At 73.3% G+C, this 17,960-nt stretch carries 18 protein-coding genes and 1 tRNA gene; 12 read left to right on the top strand and 7 right to left on the bottom strand.

Features of this window, described 5'->3' with window-relative positions; genetic code table 11:
- Window positions 1–212: 212 nt before the first annotated feature.
- A complete protein-coding gene (locus ACFV9H_RS16250) occupies window positions 213–1,586 on the top strand; it encodes a hypothetical protein (RefSeq protein WP_385398216.1) in 1,374 nt (457 codons plus the stop codon).
- A gap of 67 nt (window positions 1,587–1,653) precedes the next feature.
- A tRNA-Ser gene (locus tag ACFV9H_RS16245) sits at window positions 1,654–1,729 on the top strand.
- 22 nt (window positions 1,730–1,751) lie between these two features.
- Here the strand turns inward: ACFV9H_RS16245 and msrB are convergent.
- From msrB to ACFV9H_RS16225, 4 genes are all read right to left on the bottom strand, one after another.
- Window positions 1,752–2,159 carry a peptide-methionine (R)-S-oxide reductase MsrB gene (gene msrB, locus ACFV9H_RS16240; RefSeq protein WP_385398214.1) on the bottom strand — a complete coding sequence of 136 codons (408 nt, stop codon included), beginning with the start codon at window positions 2,157–2,159 and terminating at the stop codon, window positions 1,752–1,754.
- A gap of 15 nt (window positions 2,160–2,174) precedes the next feature.
- Window positions 2,175–3,572: a UDP-N-acetylmuramate--L-alanine ligase gene (gene murC, locus ACFV9H_RS16235; protein WP_385398212.1), complete on the bottom strand. Its 1,398-nt coding sequence runs from the start codon at window positions 3,570–3,572 to the stop codon at window positions 2,175–2,177.
- Between the two features lie 68 nt (window positions 3,573–3,640).
- The gene (locus tag ACFV9H_RS16230) at window positions 3,641–4,108 is read right to left on the bottom strand and encodes an indole-3-glycerol phosphate synthase (RefSeq protein ID WP_385398210.1); all 468 of its coding nucleotides are present in this window, start codon (window positions 4,106–4,108) and stop codon (window positions 3,641–3,643) included.
- 148 nt (window positions 4,109–4,256) lie between these two features.
- Entirely contained in the window at window positions 4,257–5,039 is a 783-nt protein-coding gene (locus tag ACFV9H_RS16225; protein ID WP_385398208.1) for a pyrimidine reductase family protein, read from the bottom strand.
- A gap of 84 nt (window positions 5,040–5,123) precedes the next feature.
- Between ACFV9H_RS16225 and zapE the strand changes: the two genes are divergently transcribed.
- From zapE to ACFV9H_RS16200, 5 genes are all read left to right on the top strand, one after another.
- Complete coding sequence (gene zapE / locus ACFV9H_RS16220) at window positions 5,124–6,185, top strand: cell division protein ZapE (protein ID WP_385398315.1); 1,062 nt, start codon at window positions 5,124–5,126, stop codon at window positions 6,183–6,185.
- Between the two features lie 60 nt (window positions 6,186–6,245).
- On the top strand, window positions 6,246–6,674 hold the full coding sequence (locus ACFV9H_RS16215; RefSeq protein WP_385398206.1) for an OsmC family protein: 429 nt from the start codon (window positions 6,246–6,248) through the stop codon (window positions 6,672–6,674).
- A gap of 102 nt (window positions 6,675–6,776) precedes the next feature.
- A complete protein-coding gene (locus ACFV9H_RS16210) occupies window positions 6,777–8,135 on the top strand; it encodes an alkaline phosphatase PhoX (RefSeq protein WP_385398204.1) in 1,359 nt (452 codons plus the stop codon).
- Window positions 8,136–8,401: 266 nt separating this feature from the next.
- Window positions 8,402–9,238 (top strand): PPK2 family polyphosphate kinase, encoded by an 837-nt coding sequence (locus tag ACFV9H_RS16205; RefSeq protein ID WP_385398313.1) that lies wholly within the window; start codon window positions 8,402–8,404, stop codon window positions 9,236–9,238.
- A gap of 17 nt (window positions 9,239–9,255) precedes the next feature.
- Window positions 9,256–10,197 carry a polysaccharide deacetylase family protein gene (locus ACFV9H_RS16200; protein ID WP_385398202.1) on the top strand — a complete coding sequence of 314 codons (942 nt, stop codon included), beginning with the start codon at window positions 9,256–9,258 and terminating at the stop codon, window positions 10,195–10,197.
- Window positions 10,198–10,208: 11 nt separating this feature from the next.
- Here ACFV9H_RS16200 and ACFV9H_RS16195 read toward each other — a convergent pair whose 3' ends face one another.
- Both ACFV9H_RS16195 and ACFV9H_RS16190 read right to left on the bottom strand, forming a co-directional pair.
- Window positions 10,209–10,409, bottom strand: coding sequence for a hypothetical protein (locus ACFV9H_RS16195; protein ID WP_385398200.1), 201 nt, complete (start codon window positions 10,407–10,409; stop codon window positions 10,209–10,211).
- Window positions 10,410–10,449: 40 nt separating this feature from the next.
- The gene (locus ACFV9H_RS16190; RefSeq protein WP_385398198.1) at window positions 10,450–11,124 is read right to left on the bottom strand and encodes an AIM24 family protein; all 675 of its coding nucleotides are present in this window, start codon (window positions 11,122–11,124) and stop codon (window positions 10,450–10,452) included.
- A 71-nt stretch (window positions 11,125–11,195) separates the two neighbouring features.
- Between ACFV9H_RS16190 and ACFV9H_RS16185 the strand changes: the two genes are divergently transcribed.
- The 5 genes from ACFV9H_RS16185 (at window position 11,196) to ACFV9H_RS16165 (ending at window position 17,132) form a co-directional block, all read left to right on the top strand.
- A complete protein-coding gene (locus ACFV9H_RS16185; RefSeq protein WP_385398196.1) occupies window positions 11,196–11,972 on the top strand; it encodes a peptidyl-tRNA hydrolase in 777 nt (258 codons plus the stop codon).
- 124 nt (window positions 11,973–12,096) lie between these two features.
- Window positions 12,097–13,407 (top strand): DUF692 domain-containing protein, encoded by a 1,311-nt coding sequence (locus tag ACFV9H_RS16180; RefSeq protein ID WP_385398194.1) that lies wholly within the window; start codon window positions 12,097–12,099, stop codon window positions 13,405–13,407.
- Entirely contained in the window at window positions 13,404–14,417 is a 1,014-nt protein-coding gene (locus ACFV9H_RS16175) for a TIGR04222 domain-containing membrane protein (protein WP_385398192.1), read from the top strand. Before ACFV9H_RS16180 ends, ACFV9H_RS16175 begins: the two co-directional genes overlap by 4 nt.
- Window positions 14,418–14,502: 85 nt before the next feature.
- Complete coding sequence (locus tag ACFV9H_RS16170) at window positions 14,503–15,288, top strand: TIGR04222 domain-containing membrane protein (RefSeq protein ID WP_385398190.1); 786 nt, start codon at window positions 14,503–14,505, stop codon at window positions 15,286–15,288.
- A gap of 80 nt (window positions 15,289–15,368) precedes the next feature.
- Entirely contained in the window at window positions 15,369–17,132 is a 1,764-nt protein-coding gene (locus ACFV9H_RS16165) for an alpha/beta hydrolase (protein ID WP_385398188.1), read from the top strand.
- A 113-nt stretch (window positions 17,133–17,245) separates the two neighbouring features.
- Here the strand turns inward: ACFV9H_RS16165 and hemQ are convergent, their stop codons facing one another.
- A complete protein-coding gene (gene hemQ / locus ACFV9H_RS16160) occupies window positions 17,246–17,959 on the bottom strand; it encodes a hydrogen peroxide-dependent heme synthase (RefSeq protein WP_365168680.1) in 714 nt (237 codons plus the stop codon).
- Window position 17,960: the final 1 nt, after the last annotated feature.

Genomic DNA, 17,960 nt, shown 5'->3' with positions numbered 1-17,960 from the left:
CAGCGCGGCCGCGCGCCCCCCGCACCCCCCCCCCCCGCCCCGCGGGGGTTCCCCCCCCCCCCCCCCCACCGCCGCCGGGCCGGCGGAGCCCCCCCGCCGCCCCCCGCGGGCGGCCCCCCCACGACCAGGGAGCCCACGGGCGACCGCACTGAGGGAAGTGACCGCCGGTTATCCGGTGGAGGTCCCGTGCGCTCGATGGCAAGGTGTGGCGCATGCCTTCGCCCCATGCCGAGCAGCTGCTGCGCGAGTTGCACGCCTCGCTCGGGCTCCGCAAACGCCCCGAGGACATAGCCCAGCTGATCCAGGACCTGTTCGCCGCCCGGCAGGTCACGCTCGACCCCGCCGCCGCCGAAGCCCTGGAGAAGGCCTCCGAGCACTCGCTGCACAGACTGTGGCACGGGTACACCTCCATGCTCGAGGACTTCGCCCGGCCCGTCGGCGCGCAGCGTCAACTCGCCCGCGCCACCGCGTTGTTCGCGTCCGTGCCCGCGATTCCCGAGAGGGCCTGCGACGATCCCGCGGAGATCGAGGCCGTGATCCGCCGGGCCGGCGAGGAGATCCACCGGCAGTACGGGGAGAACGACTTCGGCCTCGACCGGCTGAACCGCGCCGAGCGCGCCGAAGCCGGCATCGGCGAGGTCTCCAAGCGCCAGTACAACAAGCGCTTCCGGCTGCTGCGCCGGATGGAGGCCAAACTGGCCCGGCTCGTCCACGAGCAGCGCCGCCGCGAGGTCACCATGACCGGCAAGGGCGCGCTCGCGCACACCCTGTCGTACGAGCTCTTCGCCGCCGACCCGGACAGCGCGGCCTTCGTCGCGTACCTCACCGCCCGCGCCAACATGCGCAGCGTCTTCACCAACGGCACGCAGCGCCGCCCGTACGACGAGGTCGCCGACGCGCTGTTCCTGCGGCTGCGCGCGGCGCCCGAGCAGGCGAACTGGTACGCCGTCGCGCACGTCCACCCCACCGCCGAGGTGCTGGGGCACCTCTCCGACGAGGAGCTCACCCGGCTCCTGGTCCGCTGGAACGGCTTCCTGCGGAGCGTGGCCGAACTGCTGGAGGACGCCTGGAACCGTTCCCGCATCGAACCCGCGAGCATGATCGTGCGGCGTGGCGACGACTCGTCGACGTGGAACCAGGCGGCGCAGTCCTGGAGCACCGCCCGCGCGCATTGGTTCGCGCTGATGACGGAGCTGGGCCGGGAGGATTTCCTGGAGCGCGTGTGCCCGGGCAAGGTGCCCCGGCTGATGGCGGCCGACGTGGCCTACTGGCACCGCAGGAGCGGCGGCGGGCTGCATCCGGACACCTACGTGTGGGCGGAACTGCCCCGGCCGTGGGAGGTCCTGCGGGGCGAGAAGGAATGCCCGCGCTCACTGGTCGAGGCGGCCTGCAAGCGCAACGGGGTGGACCCGGTGGCCGGCGGCTGGACGGCGCCCCGGCCGGCCGCGCAGGCCGTCCGCTTCAGCCGTACGCCGGAGCTGGTGCACGGCGTGGCGGTCGCCGATCCGCTGATGGCGAGCGCCCTGCGCTCCGCCGGGGTGTTCTCGGGCCGGGGCAAGCGTGCCGCCGCCGAGGAATGGCTGTGACGCGCCGGCCGTCCCGGACCAAAAACGGTTGCCCGCGACGGCCGTGCTCCACGAGGATCGGGGCGGCGGCGAGGAAGCTCTGCGGAGGAGCGCCCGGCTCGACTCCCGGGTGGACGTAGGTTCGAATCCTGCCCTCGCCGCCATCCTCACAGCCGCCCTCGTCCGTCAGCCCTCGTCCGGGGTCAGGCGCAGCGAGATCGAGTTGATGCAGTAGCGCTGGTCGGTCGGGGTCGGGTAGCCCTCGCCCTCGAAGACGTGCCCGAGGTGCGAGCCGCACTTCGCGCAGCGGACCTCCGTGCGGACCATGCCGTGCGAGGTGTCGGCGATCAGCTCGACCGCCTCGGTGTCCTTCGGGTCGTAGAAGCTCGGCCAGCCGCAATGCGACTCGAACTTCTCCGAGGAACGGAACAGTTCGGCGTCGCAGCCGCGACAGGAGTAGACGCCCTCCGTCTTGGTGTCGGTGTACTCACCGCGGAAGGCCGGCTCGGTGCCCGCGAGGCGGAGCACCTGGTACTCGGACGGGGTCAGCTCGGCCTGCCACTGCTCGTCCGTCTTCTGGACCTCGTACGACATGACGTTCCCGCTCCCTCAGCTCGACAGGCGGGCGAGGATCTGCGGTCCCAGATCCGTGACGTCGCCCGCGCCCATGGTGAGAACGAGATCGCCGGGCTTGGCCATTCCCGCGATGACGTCGGCGACGGCTTCCTTGGAGTGCTCGGCGGTGACGTCGGCTCCGGCGGCGCGGGCGGCGGCGATGATGATCTCGCTGGTGACGCCCGGGATCGGGTCCTCGCGGGCCGGGTAGATGTCCAGGACCACGGAGGCGTCGGCCAGGGAGAGGGACTGGCCCATCTCCTTGCCCAGTTCCTGGGTGCGGGAGAAGAGGTGGGGCTGGAAGACGACCAGGATCCGGGAGTCCCCCGCGGCGCCGCGGATGGCCTCCAGGTCGGCGGTCATCTCGGTCGGGTGGTGCGCGTACGAGTCGATGACCTGCACGCCGGCCGCCTCGCCCTTGAGCTGGAGGCGGCGCTTGACGCCGGTGTACTTGCCGAGCGCGGAGGCCAGGTTGTGCGCCGGGATGCCGAGGGCGACACCGGCGGCGAGGGCGGCCACGGCGTTGTGCGCGTAGTGGCGGCCGGGCACGGAGACGGTGAAGGTGAGCATCCGGCCGCCGACGACGACGGTGACCTCGCTGGTCAGACCGCGCGGGGTGATCTTGGTGATCCGGACGTCGGCCTCGGGCTCCTCGCCGTACGTGACGACGTTCAGCCCCTCGCGGCCGGCGACGCGGCGGGCGATCTCGGCGGCGCCCTCCTGGCCGTGGGCGACGACCAGGGTGCCGCCCGGCACGACCTTGCCGACGAAGGTCTCGAAGGACTCGTAGATCTCCTCCATCGACGCGTAGTTCGCGTGGTGGTCGAGCTCCGCGTTGAGGATGATCGCGACCTGCGGCGCGTACTTGTGGAAGCTGCGGTCGCTCTCGTCCGCCTCGGCGACGAAGATGTCGCCCTCGCCGTGGTGGGCGTTGGAGCCGGGGGCGTCCAGGTCCCCGCCGATGGCGTACGAGGGGTCCAGGCCCAGCGCCGAGAGGGACACCGCCAGCATCGAGGTGGTGGTGGTCTTGCCGTGCGTACCGGCGATCGCGATCGGCCGCAGGCCGTCCATCAGGGCGGCGAGGGCGTCGGAGCGGTGCACGACGGGGATGCCGAGCTCGGCGGCGCGGGCCAGCTCCGGGTTGTCGGCGCGGATGGCGCTGGAGACGACCACGCAGGTGGAGTCCTCGGCGAGGTTGCCGGCGGCGTGCCCGCCGTGGACCGTGGCCCCCTGGGCGCGCAGCGCCTGGGCGGTCTCGGAGTCACCACGGGAGTCACTGCCGGCCACCCGCGCGCCGCGCTGGGCGAGGATCTTCGCGATGCCGGACATGCCGGCGCCGCCGATGCCGATGAAGTGGGGCCGTTCCATGGCGGTCGGCAGGCCGGGCTTCATTCAGGTCGCTCCAGGATCGAGTATCGAGTGCTGTGCAATTGCGCTGTCGGGCTCTGACGGCCCACAGCCTATTCGTTGTGGGCGAAGAGCTTGAGCACCGGAACGCCGACCTTGTGGCGGGCCCGGGAGGCCCAGTCCCGGTGGAAGAACTCCTCCACGAAGTGCGGGGCGGTCAGGACGATCACCTCGTCGGCCCCGGTCTCCTCGACCACGGACTTCAGCTTGTCGAGCGGATGGTGCTCGATGATCTGTCCGATGACGTTGGCGCCCTTCTTGCGCAGGGCCTCCATCGAGTGTTCGAGTGCCTGCTCGGCGGGGCCACGGGCGTCCGCGCCCTCGGGTTCGTCGCCCTCGCGAATGGCCTCGGGGAGCTCACCGAGCGCTACGTCGTCGATGGCCCGCAGCAGCCGGTCCTGGTCGCCGCGGGGTTGCATGAGGACGACGAAGGAGACGGAGTCGTCTCCGTGCAGGGTGGTGACGAAGTCCACGTCCACCGCGGTCAGGGGCTGCTCGATCATCAATACGCTCGTGAACACGGACGCCCTCTCCTTCATGGGCCGAGGCCCGGTGGCCGGCCCCCTGCGGAAACCATCCTGCCCCGCTCTCGCGCGGGGCCATGCGCAGATATATGTGCCCAGGTATGTGCCCTGCGGAAGCTAACCGGAACGAGAAATTCCGCCTTTGTCAGATCCGACGGTAACGCGTGAAGAGGAAGCCGGCCTCTTCCAGTACACAGGCGGGCGCGAGCCGGTGCGGAACCGTGACGGAAGGTCCGCCGGCGATCCGCTGGGCGTCACCGGCCGTGAGCATCGGGGAGATCGTCAGGCACAGCTCGTCCAAGGCGTCGGCGGCCACGAACTGCCCCAGCAGCCGGGGCCCGCCCTCGGTGAGCTGGCGGCGCAGGCCCCGCGCGGCCAGCTCCCGTACGACGCGGGCCGCGTCCACGCGCGCGCCCTCGCCCGCCACCACGACCTCGGCGCCGGCCTTGGCGGCCTCGGCCACCCGCCCGGGGGGCGCGGCGGCGCCCGTGAGCACCAGGGTGGGCACCAGGGGGGAGGTGAAGAGGGGCAGCGTGAAGTCGAGGTCCATGCTCGCGGTGACCACCGCGATGACCGGGGCGGGGCCCTGGCCTGCGGCCGCGCGGCGGGCCGCGAAGGCCTCCCGGGCCCGGGCCGGGCGGTAGCCCTCCTGGCGAACCGTTTCCGCTCCGACGACCACCACATCGGCCAGCGCCCGCAGGGTGCCGAAGATCCGCATGTCGGTCTCGCCGGAGATGGGCTGCGAGCGGCCCTCGTGCTGGCCGGCCCCGTCCAGGGTGGAGACCATGTTCGCCCGCAGCCAGTGGGCGTCGGGGCCGAGCTCGGGGTAGGCGTACGCCTCCGCGAGCTCGTCCAGGGACCACTCCCGGTCGGCCAGGGCCTCCGGGGAGGCGGGTGTCTGATCGGTCACAGGGAACAGGCGTCGCATCGGTGCAGTCTGACACGCCCCGTAGAGTTAAGGGCTGTGCCGACATCACTCTCCGCCCCCGGTTCCGCCTCCGGCCGGCCCCCGATAGCCGACGCGGGCCCGCAGGCACTGTGCGCCCGCGAGCCGCGCGTGCCCGCCGAACGGCTGGTGGCCGAGATGGTCCCGCCGCCGCGTTTCGACTCGGTGCGCTTCGACACCTACGACCCGGACCCGACGCAGCCCAGCCAGGCCGAGGCCGTCACCGTCCTCAGCGGCTTCGCCGCCGGGCTCGGCGGGGCGCACGCGAGCGGCGCCGCGAAGAAGCGTTGGTTCTCGAGGAGCCCGAAGAACACGGCCCCGGCCGCCCCGCGCGGGGTCTACCTCGACGGCGGCTACGGCGTCGGAAAGACCCATCTGCTGGCCTCCCTGTGGCACGCCACCCCGGCCGAGCCGGCGCTCAAGGCCTTCGGCACCTTCGTGGAGCTCACCAACCTGGTCGGCGCGCTCGGCTTCCAGCAGACCGTGCAGACGCTGGGCGGGCACCGGCTGCTGTGCATCGACGAATTCGAACTGGACGACCCGGGCGACACCGTCCTGGTGTCCTCGCTGCTCAGCCGCCTCGTCGAGCAGGGCGTGGCGCTGGCCGCGACCTCCAACACGCTGCCCGGCAAGCTCGGCGAGGGCCGCTTCGCCGCCGTCGACTTCCTGCGGGAGATCCAGGGCCTGTCGGCGCACTTCCGGCCGCTGCGCATCGACGGCCAGGACTACCGCCACCGCGGCCTGCCGGAGGCCCCGGCGCCGTTCTCCGACGAGCAGGTCGCCAAGGCCGCGTACGCGACCCCGGGCGCGAGCCTCGACGACTTCCCCCACCTCCTGGACCACCTCGCCAAGGTCCACCCGAGCCGCTACGGCGCGCTGACCGACGGGATCACCGCGGTCTGCCTGACCGACGTGGGGGCGGTGCCGGACCAGTCGACGGCGCTGCGACTGGTGGTCCTCGCCGACCGGCTGTACGACCGCGAGATACCCGTGCTCGCCTCGGGGGTCCCGTTCGACCGGCTGTTCAGTGAAGAGATGCTGAACGGCGGCTACCGCAAGAAGTACTTCCGCGCCATCTCGCGGCTCACCGCGCTGGCACGCGACGCGAAGCCCCTGGTGTCCCACTAGGTTTGGGAACGCCGGGCTCTCGCGGGCCCGGCCGTTTCCACTTCTACGAAGGGATCCACCATGGCCGCCACACGCAACGCCCACGCCGTCTGGGAGGGCGACCTGCTCGCGGGCAAGGGCGTCGTCACCCTCGACTCGTCCGGCCTCGGCAACTACCCGGTCTCCTGGCCCGCGCGCACCGACGAGGCGGCGAACGGGCGGACCAGCCCGGAGGAGCTCATCGCCGCCGCGCACTCCAGCTGCTTCAACATGGCCTTCTCGAACGTCCTGGCGAAGGCGGGCAACCCGCCGGCCAAGCTGACCACTTCGGCCGCCGTCACCTTCGTCCCCGGCCAGGGCATCACCGGCATCCACCTCACCACCGAGGGCGAGGTGCCGGGCATCGACAACGAGGCGTTCGTCGCCGCGGCCGAGGACGCCAAGAAGAACTGCCCGGTCAGCCAGGCCCTGACCGGCACCACGATCACCCTGAGCGCCAAGCTCGTCTGATCGCGTACGGCTCCGGCGGGGCACGCCGCCGCCGGAGCCACCGCGTGGTACCACGGGCCGGTACCCCTCGCACATCGCCGGTTCCAGCACGGGGAGTTGCCGATGCCCGTCACCCGACGCAGCCTGCTCGCCGCCGGCGGGATCGCCTTCGGCGGGGCTCTCGGAGCCCTGTTCGCCGGCTCCCCCGGTTCCGCCCGGGCCGCGAAACGGGGCTACGGGCCGCTGCTGCCCGACCCGCGCGGCCTGCTCGACCTGCCGGCCGGCTTCTCGTACCGGGTGCTCTCGCGCGCGGGCGATCCGCTGCGTTCCGGCGAGGGCACGGTGCCCGCCAATTGCGACGGCATGGCCGCCTTCGGCGCCGGGGGCGGGCGCGTGCGGCTGGTGCGCAACCACGAGAACCGGGTCACCGCCGCGCTGCGGGTGCCCGCCGTCCACGGACTGACGTACGACCCCCAGGCGCTCGGCGGCTGCACGGCCCTGGAGCTCGGCCCGGACGGGCGGGTCACGGCCGAGCGGGTCGCCCTGGCCGGCACCGCCGTCAACTGCGCGGGCGGCCGCACCCCCTGGAACACCTGGCTGAGCTGCGAGGAGACCGAAGACCGGGCGGGCACCTCCGGGTACACCCGGGACCACGGCTACGTCTTCGAGGTGGACCCGGCCGACCCGCACCGCTCGGGCGCCGTCCCGCTCACCGCGATGGGCCGCTTCGCGCACGAGGCCGTCGCCGTGGACCCGTACCGGGGGGTGGTCTACGAGACCGAGGACGCCTTCGTCCGGCCGTTCGGGCTGTTCTACCGCTTCCTGCCGGAGCGGCCGCTCGGCGGGCTCGGCTCGCTGCGGGCGGGGGGCCGGCTGGAGGCGCTGCGCGTGCCGGGAGTGGCGGACCTGTCGGTGGTGGACGAGCCCGGGGCGGAGTTCCCGGCGCAGTGGGTGCCGGTACCGGACCCCTCGGCGGCGGGGACCCCGATCCGGCACCAGGACTTCGGGCGGGGCGGGATCACCCACGCGCAGAAGCTGGAGGGTTGTTACTGGGGCGGCGGCGCCGGCGGGGGGATCCACTTCGTCTCCAGCTTCGCCCGCCGCGGCGAGGGCGCGGAGGCCGACCACCACGGCCAGGTGTGGTTCTACGACCCGCTGCGCGGCAGGCTCCGGCTGGAGGTGCGGTTCGGGCCGGCCTCGGACGTGGCGCTGCCGGGGGACTCCCCGGACAACATCTGCCTGGCCCCGGACGGCGGCCTGATGGTGTGTGAGGACGGCGGCGGGGAGCAGTACGTCTTCGGCGTGACGGTGAGCGGCGAGGTCTACCCGATGGCCCGCAACGCGGACGACATCGGGCGGCCGGGAGCCGCGGAGTTCGGGGAGTTCGCCGGGGTCACGTTCTCCCCCGACGGGCGGACGATGTACGTCAACGCGTACGCGCCGGGGACGACGTTCGCGGTGACGGGGCCCTGGCAGCACTGACCCGACCTCGCGGTTCCGTTCGATTTGGTGCAAGATCGAACGGAATCGACGGGATTGGGGTGGCGACGGTGGCCAAGGACAAGAACAAGGAGCGCACGGAGTCCGCGGATCGGGCCGGGGGCCCGCAGAAGCGCGAATCCCCGCCGGAGGCCGGGGGCAAGGCGGGCCGGACCGCAGGCCCGAAGAAGCGCAAGGCCGGGCCGGAGGCCAAGGGCAGGGCGGGCCGGGACGGGAGGGGCGCCAAGGGGGGCGCCGGGGTCGAGCGGCTGTCGGCGCGGGAGGTGTTGCGGGCTCCCGTCGGCACGACGATCGACCTGGCGGACTTCGATCCCGCCGCGATCCCCCTCGGGCCCGCCGACAAGGCGGCCGGGTCGGCCGCCACCTCCGAGCTGGCGGGGCGGCTCGCCTCGCTCCAGGAGCGGCTCTACGCGGCCAGCACCGCCGGCGACCGGCGCCGCCTCCTGCTGGTCCTCCAGGGCATGGACACCAGCGGCAAGGGCGGCACCGTCAAGCACGTCATCGGCATGTTCAACCCCTCCGGCTGCCGCATCCGGGCCTTCAAGGCGCCCACCCCCGAGGAGCAGCGGCACCCCTTCCTCTGGCGCGTCAGGAAGTCGCTCCCCCAACCGGGCGAGATCGGCATCTTCGACCGTTCGCACTACGAGGACGTCCTCATCGCCCGCGTCCGCGAACTGGTGCCGCGCAGCCGGCTCGGCCGCCGCTACTCCCAGATCAACCGCTTCGAGGAGTCCCTCGCCGACGACGGCGTCACCATCGTGAAGGTCTTCCTCCACATCGGCTACGAGGAGCAGCGCAAGCGGCTCCTGGAGCGGCTCGACAACCCGGACAAGCACTGGAAGTTCAACGCCGGCGACATCGAAGAGCGCGGCGCGTGGCCCGCGTACCAGGCGGCGTACGAGCTGGCGCTGGAGCGCTGCGCCGGCGAGGGCGCGCCCTGGTACATCGTGCCCGCGGACCGCAAGTGGTACCGCAATTGGGCCGTCAGCAAACTGCTGCTGGAGCACTTGGAGGCCATGGCCCCGCAGTACCCGAAGGGTGACTTCGACGTGGAGGAGTGCCGCAAACGGCTACTCGCCACATAGTCATATATTTTGCCTGCGTGACCATTTCTGTGCGCAAAGCGGCGGCCGTAGCCGCCCTCGGTGCCGCTCTCGGCGTCTGCCTTTCCGGTTGCGGGGGCGCTGCCGGCACCACGGGCGCCGGCCGCGAGGCCCGCCTGGGCAGCCCCTCGGCGTCCGCCCCGGCCGCGAACCCCTCCGCGTCCGCCTCCGTGCCCGCCTCCACCCCTGCCTCCGCCCCTGCCTCCACCCCCGCCTCTCCCCAGGCCGGTGCCCCCGGCAAGGCACCCACCATGGCGCCCGGCCCGAACGGCCTGACCCCCGTCTTCGAGCGGGCCGGGCAGCAGAGCGAGAAGACCGTCGCGCTGACCTTCGACGCCGACATGACCTCCGACCAGGGGCCGCGCGCCGCCGCCGGGGAGCAGTTCGACAACCCCCAGCTGATCTCGACCCTGCGCACCCTCAAGGTGCCCTCGACGATCTTCATGACGGGCCGCTGGGCCGAGGAGTACCCCGACCAGACGAAGTCCATCGGCACGGACCCGAACTTCGAGATCGCGAACCACTCCTACAGCCACCATGCCTTCAAGTCCCCCTGCTACGGGCTGCCCGCGCTCGACGGAGCCGCCGCCAGGGCGGACGTGGACCGGGCCTTCGACGCCTTCCGCAAGGCGGGCGCGGTCAACACCGTCCCGTACTTCCGCTTCCCCGGCGGCTGCTACGACGACGACGCGCTGCGGGCCCTGTCCACGGCCAAGGTCACGGCCGTCCAGTGGGACGTGGTCAGCGGGGACGCCTTCGCGAAGGACCCCGGCGCGGTGGCCGAGCAAGTGCTCGCCGGGGTGCAACCGGGCTCGGTGGTGGTCATGCACTGCACGCGCAGCGCGGCCCCGGTCACCGAGGAGGCCATCCAGAAGATCGTCCCGGAGCTGCGCAAGCGCGGCTACCGGTTCGTGAAGGTCTCCGAGCTGATCGGGAAGTAGCCGACGGCCCCTCAGCCGGAGCAGGCGGTGCGCTGCGCGTCCTGCCATTCGCACACCGGGCACAGCACCACGCCCGGTGTCGCGACCCCGTACTCGGTGGGCTTGCCGCACTCCAGGCAGTCCGCGTACGGCGGCCCCGCCACGGCCCCGCCACGCCCGGCCGGGGCCGCCGGGGCGGGGCAGTACGACTCGGTTCCGTCCGACTGGACCATGCGTACGAGCGTACTCGGCCGCGCCGCGCAGCGACGAGGTTCAGTGTGCGGCCACCGCCTCGGTGAGCTCGCTCGGGCGGACGATGACGAAGCCCTCGCCGCTGAGCTTCAGCTGGACCGCCTCGCCGGAGCCGCCGCGGATCATCGAGCCGACCGACTGGGAGCGGTGCAGCGCGGTGTCGAGCCGGGCGCTCCAACCGACCACCGCGTCCGTGTCCACGTACACCGGAGCCTGGGGGGTGACCGGGATGATGATCGGATGGCCGTCGCAGACCACGGCGAGCTTGCCGGTGCCGGTGAAGAGGCTGTTGAAGAGGCCGCCGCCGGTCATTCCGGCCCCCTTCACCATCTTGATCTCGTAGGAGAGGGTCGGGTCGAAGCAGAGCACGTTGCGGCCGTTGATGGTCAGGGCGTCGCCGGGCTCGAAGTCGACGATGAAGCAGTTGCCCGCCTGGTGCGCGAACCAGGCCTCGCCCTGGCCGCGTACGGACATCAGCGCCAGGCCCTCGCCGGTGACGGCGCGCTTGAGCATGCCGCCTATGCCCTGGCCCTTGCGTTCGAACTGGAGGTTGCCGCGGAAGGCGACCATCGAGCCTTGGCGGGCCAGCATTTCACCGTTGACGGCGTACTTCACCGACTTCGCGTTCTGCAGGGTCATGCCGGGTGCGGCGGCGGGCTGGGCCAGGTTCTCGGAGGCGAAAAGGTCACTCTTCATGCCGTCGATCCTCACCCGGCCCGGACCCCCTCGGCATCATCCTGAAGGGGGAGCCTGGCATCCTTGGCAGGATGAGCAGCCAGCACGCGAACGACACCTCAGAGGTACCCGCGGCCGTTCCCACGGCCGTTCCCGCGGTCGGGGCGGACAGCCCGTTCCGGCAGGAGCACGTCCTGCGCGACGAGGCCCCACAGTTCGTCCTCCCGCTGGTGGTGCGGATCGAGAAGACCGAGCCGCCCGCCCGGACGGACGCCCTGGAGACGGCGGCCCGCGCGGTGCTGGTCCTGCTGGGCGACGAGCGGGCACGGGGCGAGGGCGAGTGGGCCGAGGCCGTGCGGGACTGGCAGGACGCGCGGATCCGCAAGGTGGTCCGGCGGGCGCGCGGGGCGGAGTGGCGCAAGGCCGAGACCCTGCCGGGTGTCACGGTGCACGGTGACACCTCCGAGGTGCGGGTCTTCCCACCGGTGCCGCTCGACGGCTGGCCGAAGGAGCTGGCCAAGCTCCAGGTGTCGGGCACCGACCTGGACGACCCCGAACCGGTCGGCCCGGACACCGAGCCGGGGGTGCCCGTGCTGTGGCTCAATCCCGACCTCGACATGTCGGCCGGCAAGGCGATGGCCCAGGCCGGGCACGGCGCCCAGCTGGCGTGGTGGGAGCTGACGGACGCGGAGCGGGGACTCTGGCAGGCCTGCGGTTTCCGTCTGGCGGTACGAACGGCTCCGCGCGAGCGGTGGGCGGAGCTGAGCGGGAGCGGCCTGCCCGTGGTCCGCGACGCCGGTTTCACGGAGATCGCGCCCGGCTCCTGCACGGTCGTCGCGGACCATCCGGCGCTGCGGGCCCGGCTCTAGCCTCCGGGCAGGGCGGGGAACCTCAAATGTTGCTCTGAACGTCCCTTCCGGCGGGTTGGCCCGGCTCCGGCGGGGCCATCACACCGGTGACATCGGCACACGGCCGACGAAGGGGGCGGGGGACATGAAGCCCATGGAACAGCTGGGAGTGGGGATCGGCTGGCGGCCGGAGATCGCGGACGCCGTCGAGCGGCTGCCCGGCCTGGACTGGGTCGAGGTGGTGGCCGAGAACATCTGCGCGGACCACCTGCCCGATTCGCTCGTGCGGCTGCGCGAGCGCGGTGTCCGCGTCGTGCCGCACGGGGTCTCGCTCGGCATCGGCGGGGCCGACCGCCCCGACCCGGCGAAGCTCGCGGCGCTCGGCGAGCGGGCGGTGGCGCTGGGGGCGCCGCTCGTCACCGAGCACATCGCCTTCGTACGGACCTCCTCGCCCGCGTTGGAGGCCGGCCACCTGCTGCCGGTGCCGCGCACGCGCGACGCGTTGGACGTGCTCTGCGAGAACGTGCGGATCGCGCAGGACGCCCTGCCGGTGCCGCTGGCGCTGGAGAACATCGCCGCGCTGTTCTCCTGGCCGGACGAGGAGCTGACGGAGGGGCAGTTCCTGACGGAGCTGGTCGAACGGACCGGCGTCCGGCTGCTGATCGACGTGGCCAACCTGCACACGAACCGGGTCAACCGGGGCGAGGACCCGGCCGCGGTGCTCGACGCGATCCCGCTGGAGGCGCTGGCGTACGTGCACGTGGCGGGCGGTGTGGAGAAGGGCGGCGTGTGGCACGACACCCACGCGCACCCGGTGCCGCCCGTGGTGCTCGACCTGCTGGCCGGGCTCCGCTCCCGTGTGGACCCGCCGGGGGTGCTCCTGGAACGGGACGACGACTTCCCGCCGGAGCCGGAGCTGGCCGCCGAACTGACCGCGATCCGCGCGGTGCCGGCGGCTGCGCCGGAGCCGGAGGCCGAGCCGAAGGCGGGACCGGGGGTTCCGCCGGTGCCGGGGCCGGGGGTTCCGTCGGAACCGGGCGTCGACGAGGCGGTCCGGACCCGGGTGGGGCTCGGGCAGGCCGCCCTGCTGTCGGCGCTGGTGGCCGGGACGCCCGTGCCCGAGGGGTTCGACCGGCCGCGGATCCGGGTGCAGGCCCGGGCGCTGGCCGCCAAGCGGGCCGGCGTGGTGGCCAAGGTGGCGCCCGAGCTGCCCGGGATCCTCGGCGGCTCCGGTCCGTACCGCGAGGCCTTCCTCTCGTACGCCAAGGGCCGGCCGATGACCGGCGGCTACCGCCGCGACGCGCTCGACTTCGCCGAGCACCTGCTGGTCCGGGACCTGCCGGCCGACCCGGCGGCCCGGCGCCGGCTCACCGCCTGGTGGCGGGAGCGGGCCGGAATCCGCCCGCCCCGCCGGATCGTGCGCTGGGCCCGGACGCTCGTGGGGAGGGCGGCATGAGTTCCATCGAGTTCGTCGCTGTTGCGGTGTGGGTCGGGGTCGTCGTCTCGTGCGTGCTGCTGGCGCGCGGGCTGCGCCGCTCCCGGCCCGCGTCCGCCGGGTCCTCGGCCGTACTGCACGACCTGTCCGAGGCCGCGTTCCTGGTGGGCGGGCCGGGGGGCGTCGTGGACGCCGCGCTCGCCGCCATGCTCGCGGACACGCGGCTGGTCGGCGGCGGCCCCGGCATCGTCCAGGTGCGGCCCGGGGCGCGGGCCGACGATCCCGCCGAGCGCGCCGTCCTCCAGGCGCACGCGGCGGCGCCCTCGGGGTGGCTGTACCAGGTGCGGTACGCCGCCATGCTCGACCCCGCCGTCCAGGAGATCGGGGACTCCCTCGCGGCCCGCGGGCTGATCTCCCCGCCCGGATCCGGCCGGACCTGGCGGCGCTGGGGGGTGACCCAGGTCATCGTGTGCGCGGCCCTGATCCCGGTGTCCATTCCGCTGACCATCGTGGGGCTGGTCGCCCGGTCCGACTCGGTGCCGTTCATCGCGCTGGTGCTGCCCGTGCTGCTGGGCGGGATCGTCGTGGGCGGGGTCTGCGCGGCCCGGGCCAAGAGCCGGCTCACCCCGGCGGGGACGCGGGCGCTCTTCGCGATGCGTCGCGGGTACCTGAACGACCAGAGCCCGTACGTGCGGACCGCGCTGTTCGGGCTGCGCGGTCTGCGGGACCCGTACCTGCGGCAGCAGCTGGTGCCGGCCGCACGCGGCACCCGGCTGGCCGCGGCCCAGTCCGGGGCCCGTCCGCACCGCTCGGACGGCTCCTCCGGGTCCGCCCCCGAGCTCGTCCCCCTCGTCTGGTGCGCGGGGAGCGACGGCGGCGGGGGCGGATCGAGCTGCGGTTCGGGATCGAGCTGCGGCTCCTCGGGCAGCAGTTGCGGATCCTCGGGCGGCGGCTCCAGTTGTGGCGGCGGCGGCGGCAGCAGTTCGAGTTGCAGTAGTTCGTCCGGATCCAGCTGCTCCAGCAGCTCCTGACGTCCCATCACGGTCGCGTCACAAAGCCGCTCGCACCCCGACGCACCCCCTGACCGGGAACACCGGCTGCTTGTAGAAAGCGGAGATGTTCTGGGTCCTGTTCCTCCTCGCGGCCTGGGTGGGGGTGCTGGTTTCGTGCACCCGCCTGCTGAGAGCCGCGAGCCGAGCGGCGGAGCCCGCCGCGGGCTCCGCCTCCTTCCCCCACCACGACGAGCTGAGCCTGTACGAGGCCGCGTACCTCGCCGGCGGCCCCACCCGGGTGGCCGACCTGACGCTGCTCTCGATGCAGCGCCGGCGGCGGTTGCTGCTCGCCCACACCGGCTGGGCCACCGTGGTCGATCCCGTCGGGCTCGATCCGCACGAGCGGTCGGTGCTGGGGGCGTTCGGCCCGGACGGGCAGTCCCCGGTGCCGGCGCTGCGGGCCGCGGTGGCGGGGGGCGAGGCCGTGCGGGACCTCGCGGCCCGGCTGGGCGAGGCGGGGCTCGCGCTGACCGAGGGGGTCCGCTGCGGGGTCGGCGAGGGGGTCCGGGCCGTGCGGGGGGCCACCGTGCTGGTGCTGGGGATGGCCGCGGCCGCCCTCGCCGTGCCGGTGGAGGGGACCACGACCACGATCGTCCTGGCGTGGTTCGCGCTGCCGCTGATCCTCACCCTGGGCTGCCTGGCGATAGCCCGCTTCGACGGGTACCTGCACTCCTCCTGGGCCTCCCCGGCCGGGCAGCGGCTCCTGGTCGCCCTGGACCGGGAGCGCGGCGCGGCGGAGTCGCTGACCGCGGTGGCCGTACGAGGCGTACGCACGATCGGCGACCCCGAGCTCCGGGCGGCCCTGGGGTACGGCAACCGGGGGCGGATCCCGAGGCAACGGGGCCAATGAGGCCGACACCGCCCGCCGATCCTTTACACGGGCCTCACCCGGCCGTTTAGTCGGCTCATCGGATGACCCGAAGGGCCGCCATGCGTCTGCCTCCCACCCGCCACACCGCCGCCGCGGCCCTCTCCCTCACCCTGTGCGCTTCCGCCGCCGCCGGCACGGCTGGAGCCGAACCCGTGGCCCACCGCACCCCCGCCGTCGAGGGATCCCGGCCGGCCGACACCGAACCCACGGCCCGCCTGGCAGCCGAGTCGGCCGGAGCCGAACTCGTCGCCCGCCGCGCCACCGCGGCTGCCGCCGGCACGGCTGGAGCCGAAGCCGCACACGCAGGCAAGGCCCACCCCGCCGGAGGCGAAACGGGCGGGCTCGTGTTCGGGGCGTGCCCCGGGGTCGAAGGGTTGCCCGGGCACGTGCAGTGCGCGTCGCTCCGCGTGCCGATCGACTACGCGCGGCCCGACGGGCCGCAGATCCACCTCACCGTCAGCCGGGTCCCGGCGACCGGGGAGCACGGCGCTCGCCGGCAGGGGGCGCTCGTGAGCAATCCCGGCGGGCCCGGGGCCTCCGGGATGGCCTTCCCGCTCGCCGCCGGGCTCCCCGAATGGCGGCGCGTCGCCGCCGCCTACGACTTCGTCGGGTACGCCCCGCGCGGCGTCGGCCGCTCCGCCCCGCTGTCCTGCCAGGACCCCGCCGCGCGCAAGGGCCCGACCCAGGTCCCGACCGACCCCTCCCCCGCGTACAAGCGGCAACGCGTAGCCGCGGCCCGGGCGTACGCCCGTGGCTGCGCCCGACGGGCCGGCGCCGCGCTGCCGTACTACACGACGCTGAACAACGCGCGCGATCTGCACGTGCTGCGCGCCGCCCTCGGCGAGCGGCGGCTGACCTTCATGGGCGGCTCCTACGGCACGTACCTCGGCGCCGTCTACGCCACGCTCCACCCGGGCCACGTCCGCCGGATGGTGCTCGACTCGGCGGTCGATCCCGATCCGGGCCGCGTCTGGTACCGCGCCCAGCTCGGCCAGGTCGCCGCCTTCGAGCGCCGCTGGTACGACTTCCGCTCCTGGGTCGCCCGCCACCACGCCACGTACCGGCTCGGCACCACGCCGGAGGCCGTGCAGGCCGCCTACGAGCGCGTCCGGGACGCGTTGGCCCGTACCCCCGCCGCCGGAACCGTCGGGACCGGTGAGCTCCAGGCCGCGTACCTCCAGGCCGCGTACTACGACGACGTGTGGCCGGACCGGGCGGCGGCGCTCTCGGCCTTCCTGCGCGGCGATCCGGCGGAACTGGTCCGTCAGGCGGCCCCCGACCCGGCGACGGCGGCCGAGGTCGAGAACGCGACGGCCGTCTACACGGCGGTGTTGTGCAACGACGCCCCCTGGCCCGGGGACTGGGCGACCTGGGACCGGGACCACACCGAACTGGCCCGCACGGCCCCCTTCGAGGCCTGGTCCAACGCCTTCCTGAACCTCCCGTGTGCCTACTGGCCGGTGCGCGAGCGGCAGCGGCCTGTGCCGGTCGGAGCCCGCCCGGCGGCTTCGCTCCCCCGCACCCTGATCGTGGCGGCACAGCGCGACGGGGCGACCCCGTACCGGGGCGCGCTGGAGCTCCAGCGGCGGCTCGGGAGCGAGGCGGCTCTGGTCACGGAGGTGGGGGCCGGCTCGCACGGAGTGGTCGGTGGACGCAACGACTGCGTGGACCGACACGTGGAGCGGTATCTGCTGACAGGTGACACCTCAGGGTGGCGTGTCACGTGTGCGCCGCATCCGGAGCCCGCACCGGTGTCGCTGGACGACCGGGCAGCGAGCACCTCGGGGGCAACCCCCAGGGCACTGCTGTCGCCAGTCGTCTGAACTTCCGGGCGGGATCTCCGGCTGCGTCGATTCGGGGGCAGGGCCTCCCGATCCACCGGAGGAGCTCACCTGACGGTGTGGTCGTCCTCCGGTCCTTCCCCCCAGGGGAGGTATCAGGCGAGCCCGGCCACCAGATCGGCGACGGACTTGCGGCGTCCGGTGTAGAAGGGCACCTCTTCACGGACGTGCATACGGGCCTCGGAGGCGCGCAGGTGACGCATCAGGTCGACGATGCGGTACAGCTCGTCGGCCTCGAAGGCCAGCAGCCACTCGTAGTCGCCGAGCGAGAACGAGGCGACGGTGTTCGCGCGCACGTCCGGGAAACCGCGGGCCATCTTGCCGTGGTCGGCGAGCATGCGGCGGCGGTCCTCGTCGGGCAGCAGGTACCAGTCGTAGCTGCGCACGAAGGGGTACACGCTGACGTACTCGCGCGCGACCTCGTCGGCCAGGAAGGCCGGGATGTGCGACTTGTTGAACTCGGCCGGACGGTGCAGGGCCATGTTCGACCACACCGGCTCCAGCGCGCGGCCCAGCTTGGTGCGGCGGAACAGGTTGTACGCGGTCTGCAGCTCGTCCGCCGTCTCGGCGTGCCACCAGATCATGACGTCGGCGTCGGCGCGCAGGCCGGAGACGTCATAGGCGCCGCGGACGGTGATGTCCTTGGCGGCCAGCTGGTCGAAGAGTTCCTGGACCTCGTCGGCGTAGCCGGTGCGGTCCTCCGGAAGAACGTCCTTCAGCTTGAAGACGGACCACAGGGTGTAGCGGATGACCTCGTTGAGGTCCTTCGCCTTCTTCCCCGCGTTGGGAATCTTCTCTGGTGCAGTCATG

The sequence above is a fragment of the Streptomyces sp. NPDC059874 genome (genome assembly GCF_042731135.1).
GTDB lineage: Bacteria > Actinomycetota > Actinomycetes > Streptomycetales > Streptomycetaceae > Streptomyces.
The sequence above is the reverse complement of the archived record's forward strand: the minus strand, read 5'-3'. Positions and strand labels throughout refer to the sequence as shown.

What these genes read in the sequence shown, in the direction of transcription:
- ACFV9H_RS16250 (WP_385398216.1), top strand. Translation starts at nt 213, where the DNA reads ATGCCTTCGCCCCATGCCGAGCAGCTGCTGCGCGAGTTGCACGCCTCG.
- ACFV9H_RS16165 (WP_385398188.1), top strand. Translation starts at nt 15,369, where the DNA reads ATGCGTCTGCCTCCCACCCGCCACACCGCCGCCGCGGCCCTCTCCCTC.
- ACFV9H_RS16210 (WP_385398204.1), top strand. Translation starts at nt 6,777, where the DNA reads ATGCCCGTCACCCGACGCAGCCTGCTCGCCGCCGGCGGGATCGCCTTC.
- msrB (WP_385398214.1), bottom strand. Translation starts at nt 2,159, where the DNA reads ATGTCGTACGAGGTCCAGAAGACGGACGAGCAGTGGCAGGCCGAGCTG.
- murC (WP_385398212.1), bottom strand. Translation starts at nt 3,572, where the DNA reads ATGAAGCCCGGCCTGCCGACCGCCATGGAACGGCCCCACTTCATCGGC.
- hemQ (WP_365168680.1), bottom strand. Translation starts at nt 17,959, where the DNA reads ATGACTGCACCAGAGAAGATTCCCAACGCGGGGAAGAAGGCGAAGGAC.
- ACFV9H_RS16175 (WP_385398192.1), top strand. Translation starts at nt 13,404, where the DNA reads ATGAGTTCCATCGAGTTCGTCGCTGTTGCGGTGTGGGTCGGGGTCGTC.
- ACFV9H_RS16215 (WP_385398206.1), top strand. Translation starts at nt 6,246, where the DNA reads ATGGCCGCCACACGCAACGCCCACGCCGTCTGGGAGGGCGACCTGCTC.
- ACFV9H_RS16170 (WP_385398190.1), top strand. Translation starts at nt 14,503, where the DNA reads ATGTTCTGGGTCCTGTTCCTCCTCGCGGCCTGGGTGGGGGTGCTGGTT.
- ACFV9H_RS16185 (WP_385398196.1), top strand. Translation starts at nt 11,196, where the DNA reads ATGAGCAGCCAGCACGCGAACGACACCTCAGAGGTACCCGCGGCCGTT.
- ACFV9H_RS16225 (WP_385398208.1), bottom strand. Translation starts at nt 5,039, where the DNA reads ATGCGACGCCTGTTCCCTGTGACCGATCAGACACCCGCCTCCCCGGAG.
- ACFV9H_RS16180 (WP_385398194.1), top strand. Translation starts at nt 12,097, where the DNA reads ATGAAGCCCATGGAACAGCTGGGAGTGGGGATCGGCTGGCGGCCGGAG.
- ACFV9H_RS16195 (WP_385398200.1), bottom strand. Translation starts at nt 10,409, where the DNA reads ATGGTCCAGTCGGACGGAACCGAGTCGTACTGCCCCGCCCCGGCGGCC.
- ACFV9H_RS16190 (WP_385398198.1), bottom strand. Translation starts at nt 11,124, where the DNA reads ATGAAGAGTGACCTTTTCGCCTCCGAGAACCTGGCCCAGCCCGCCGCC.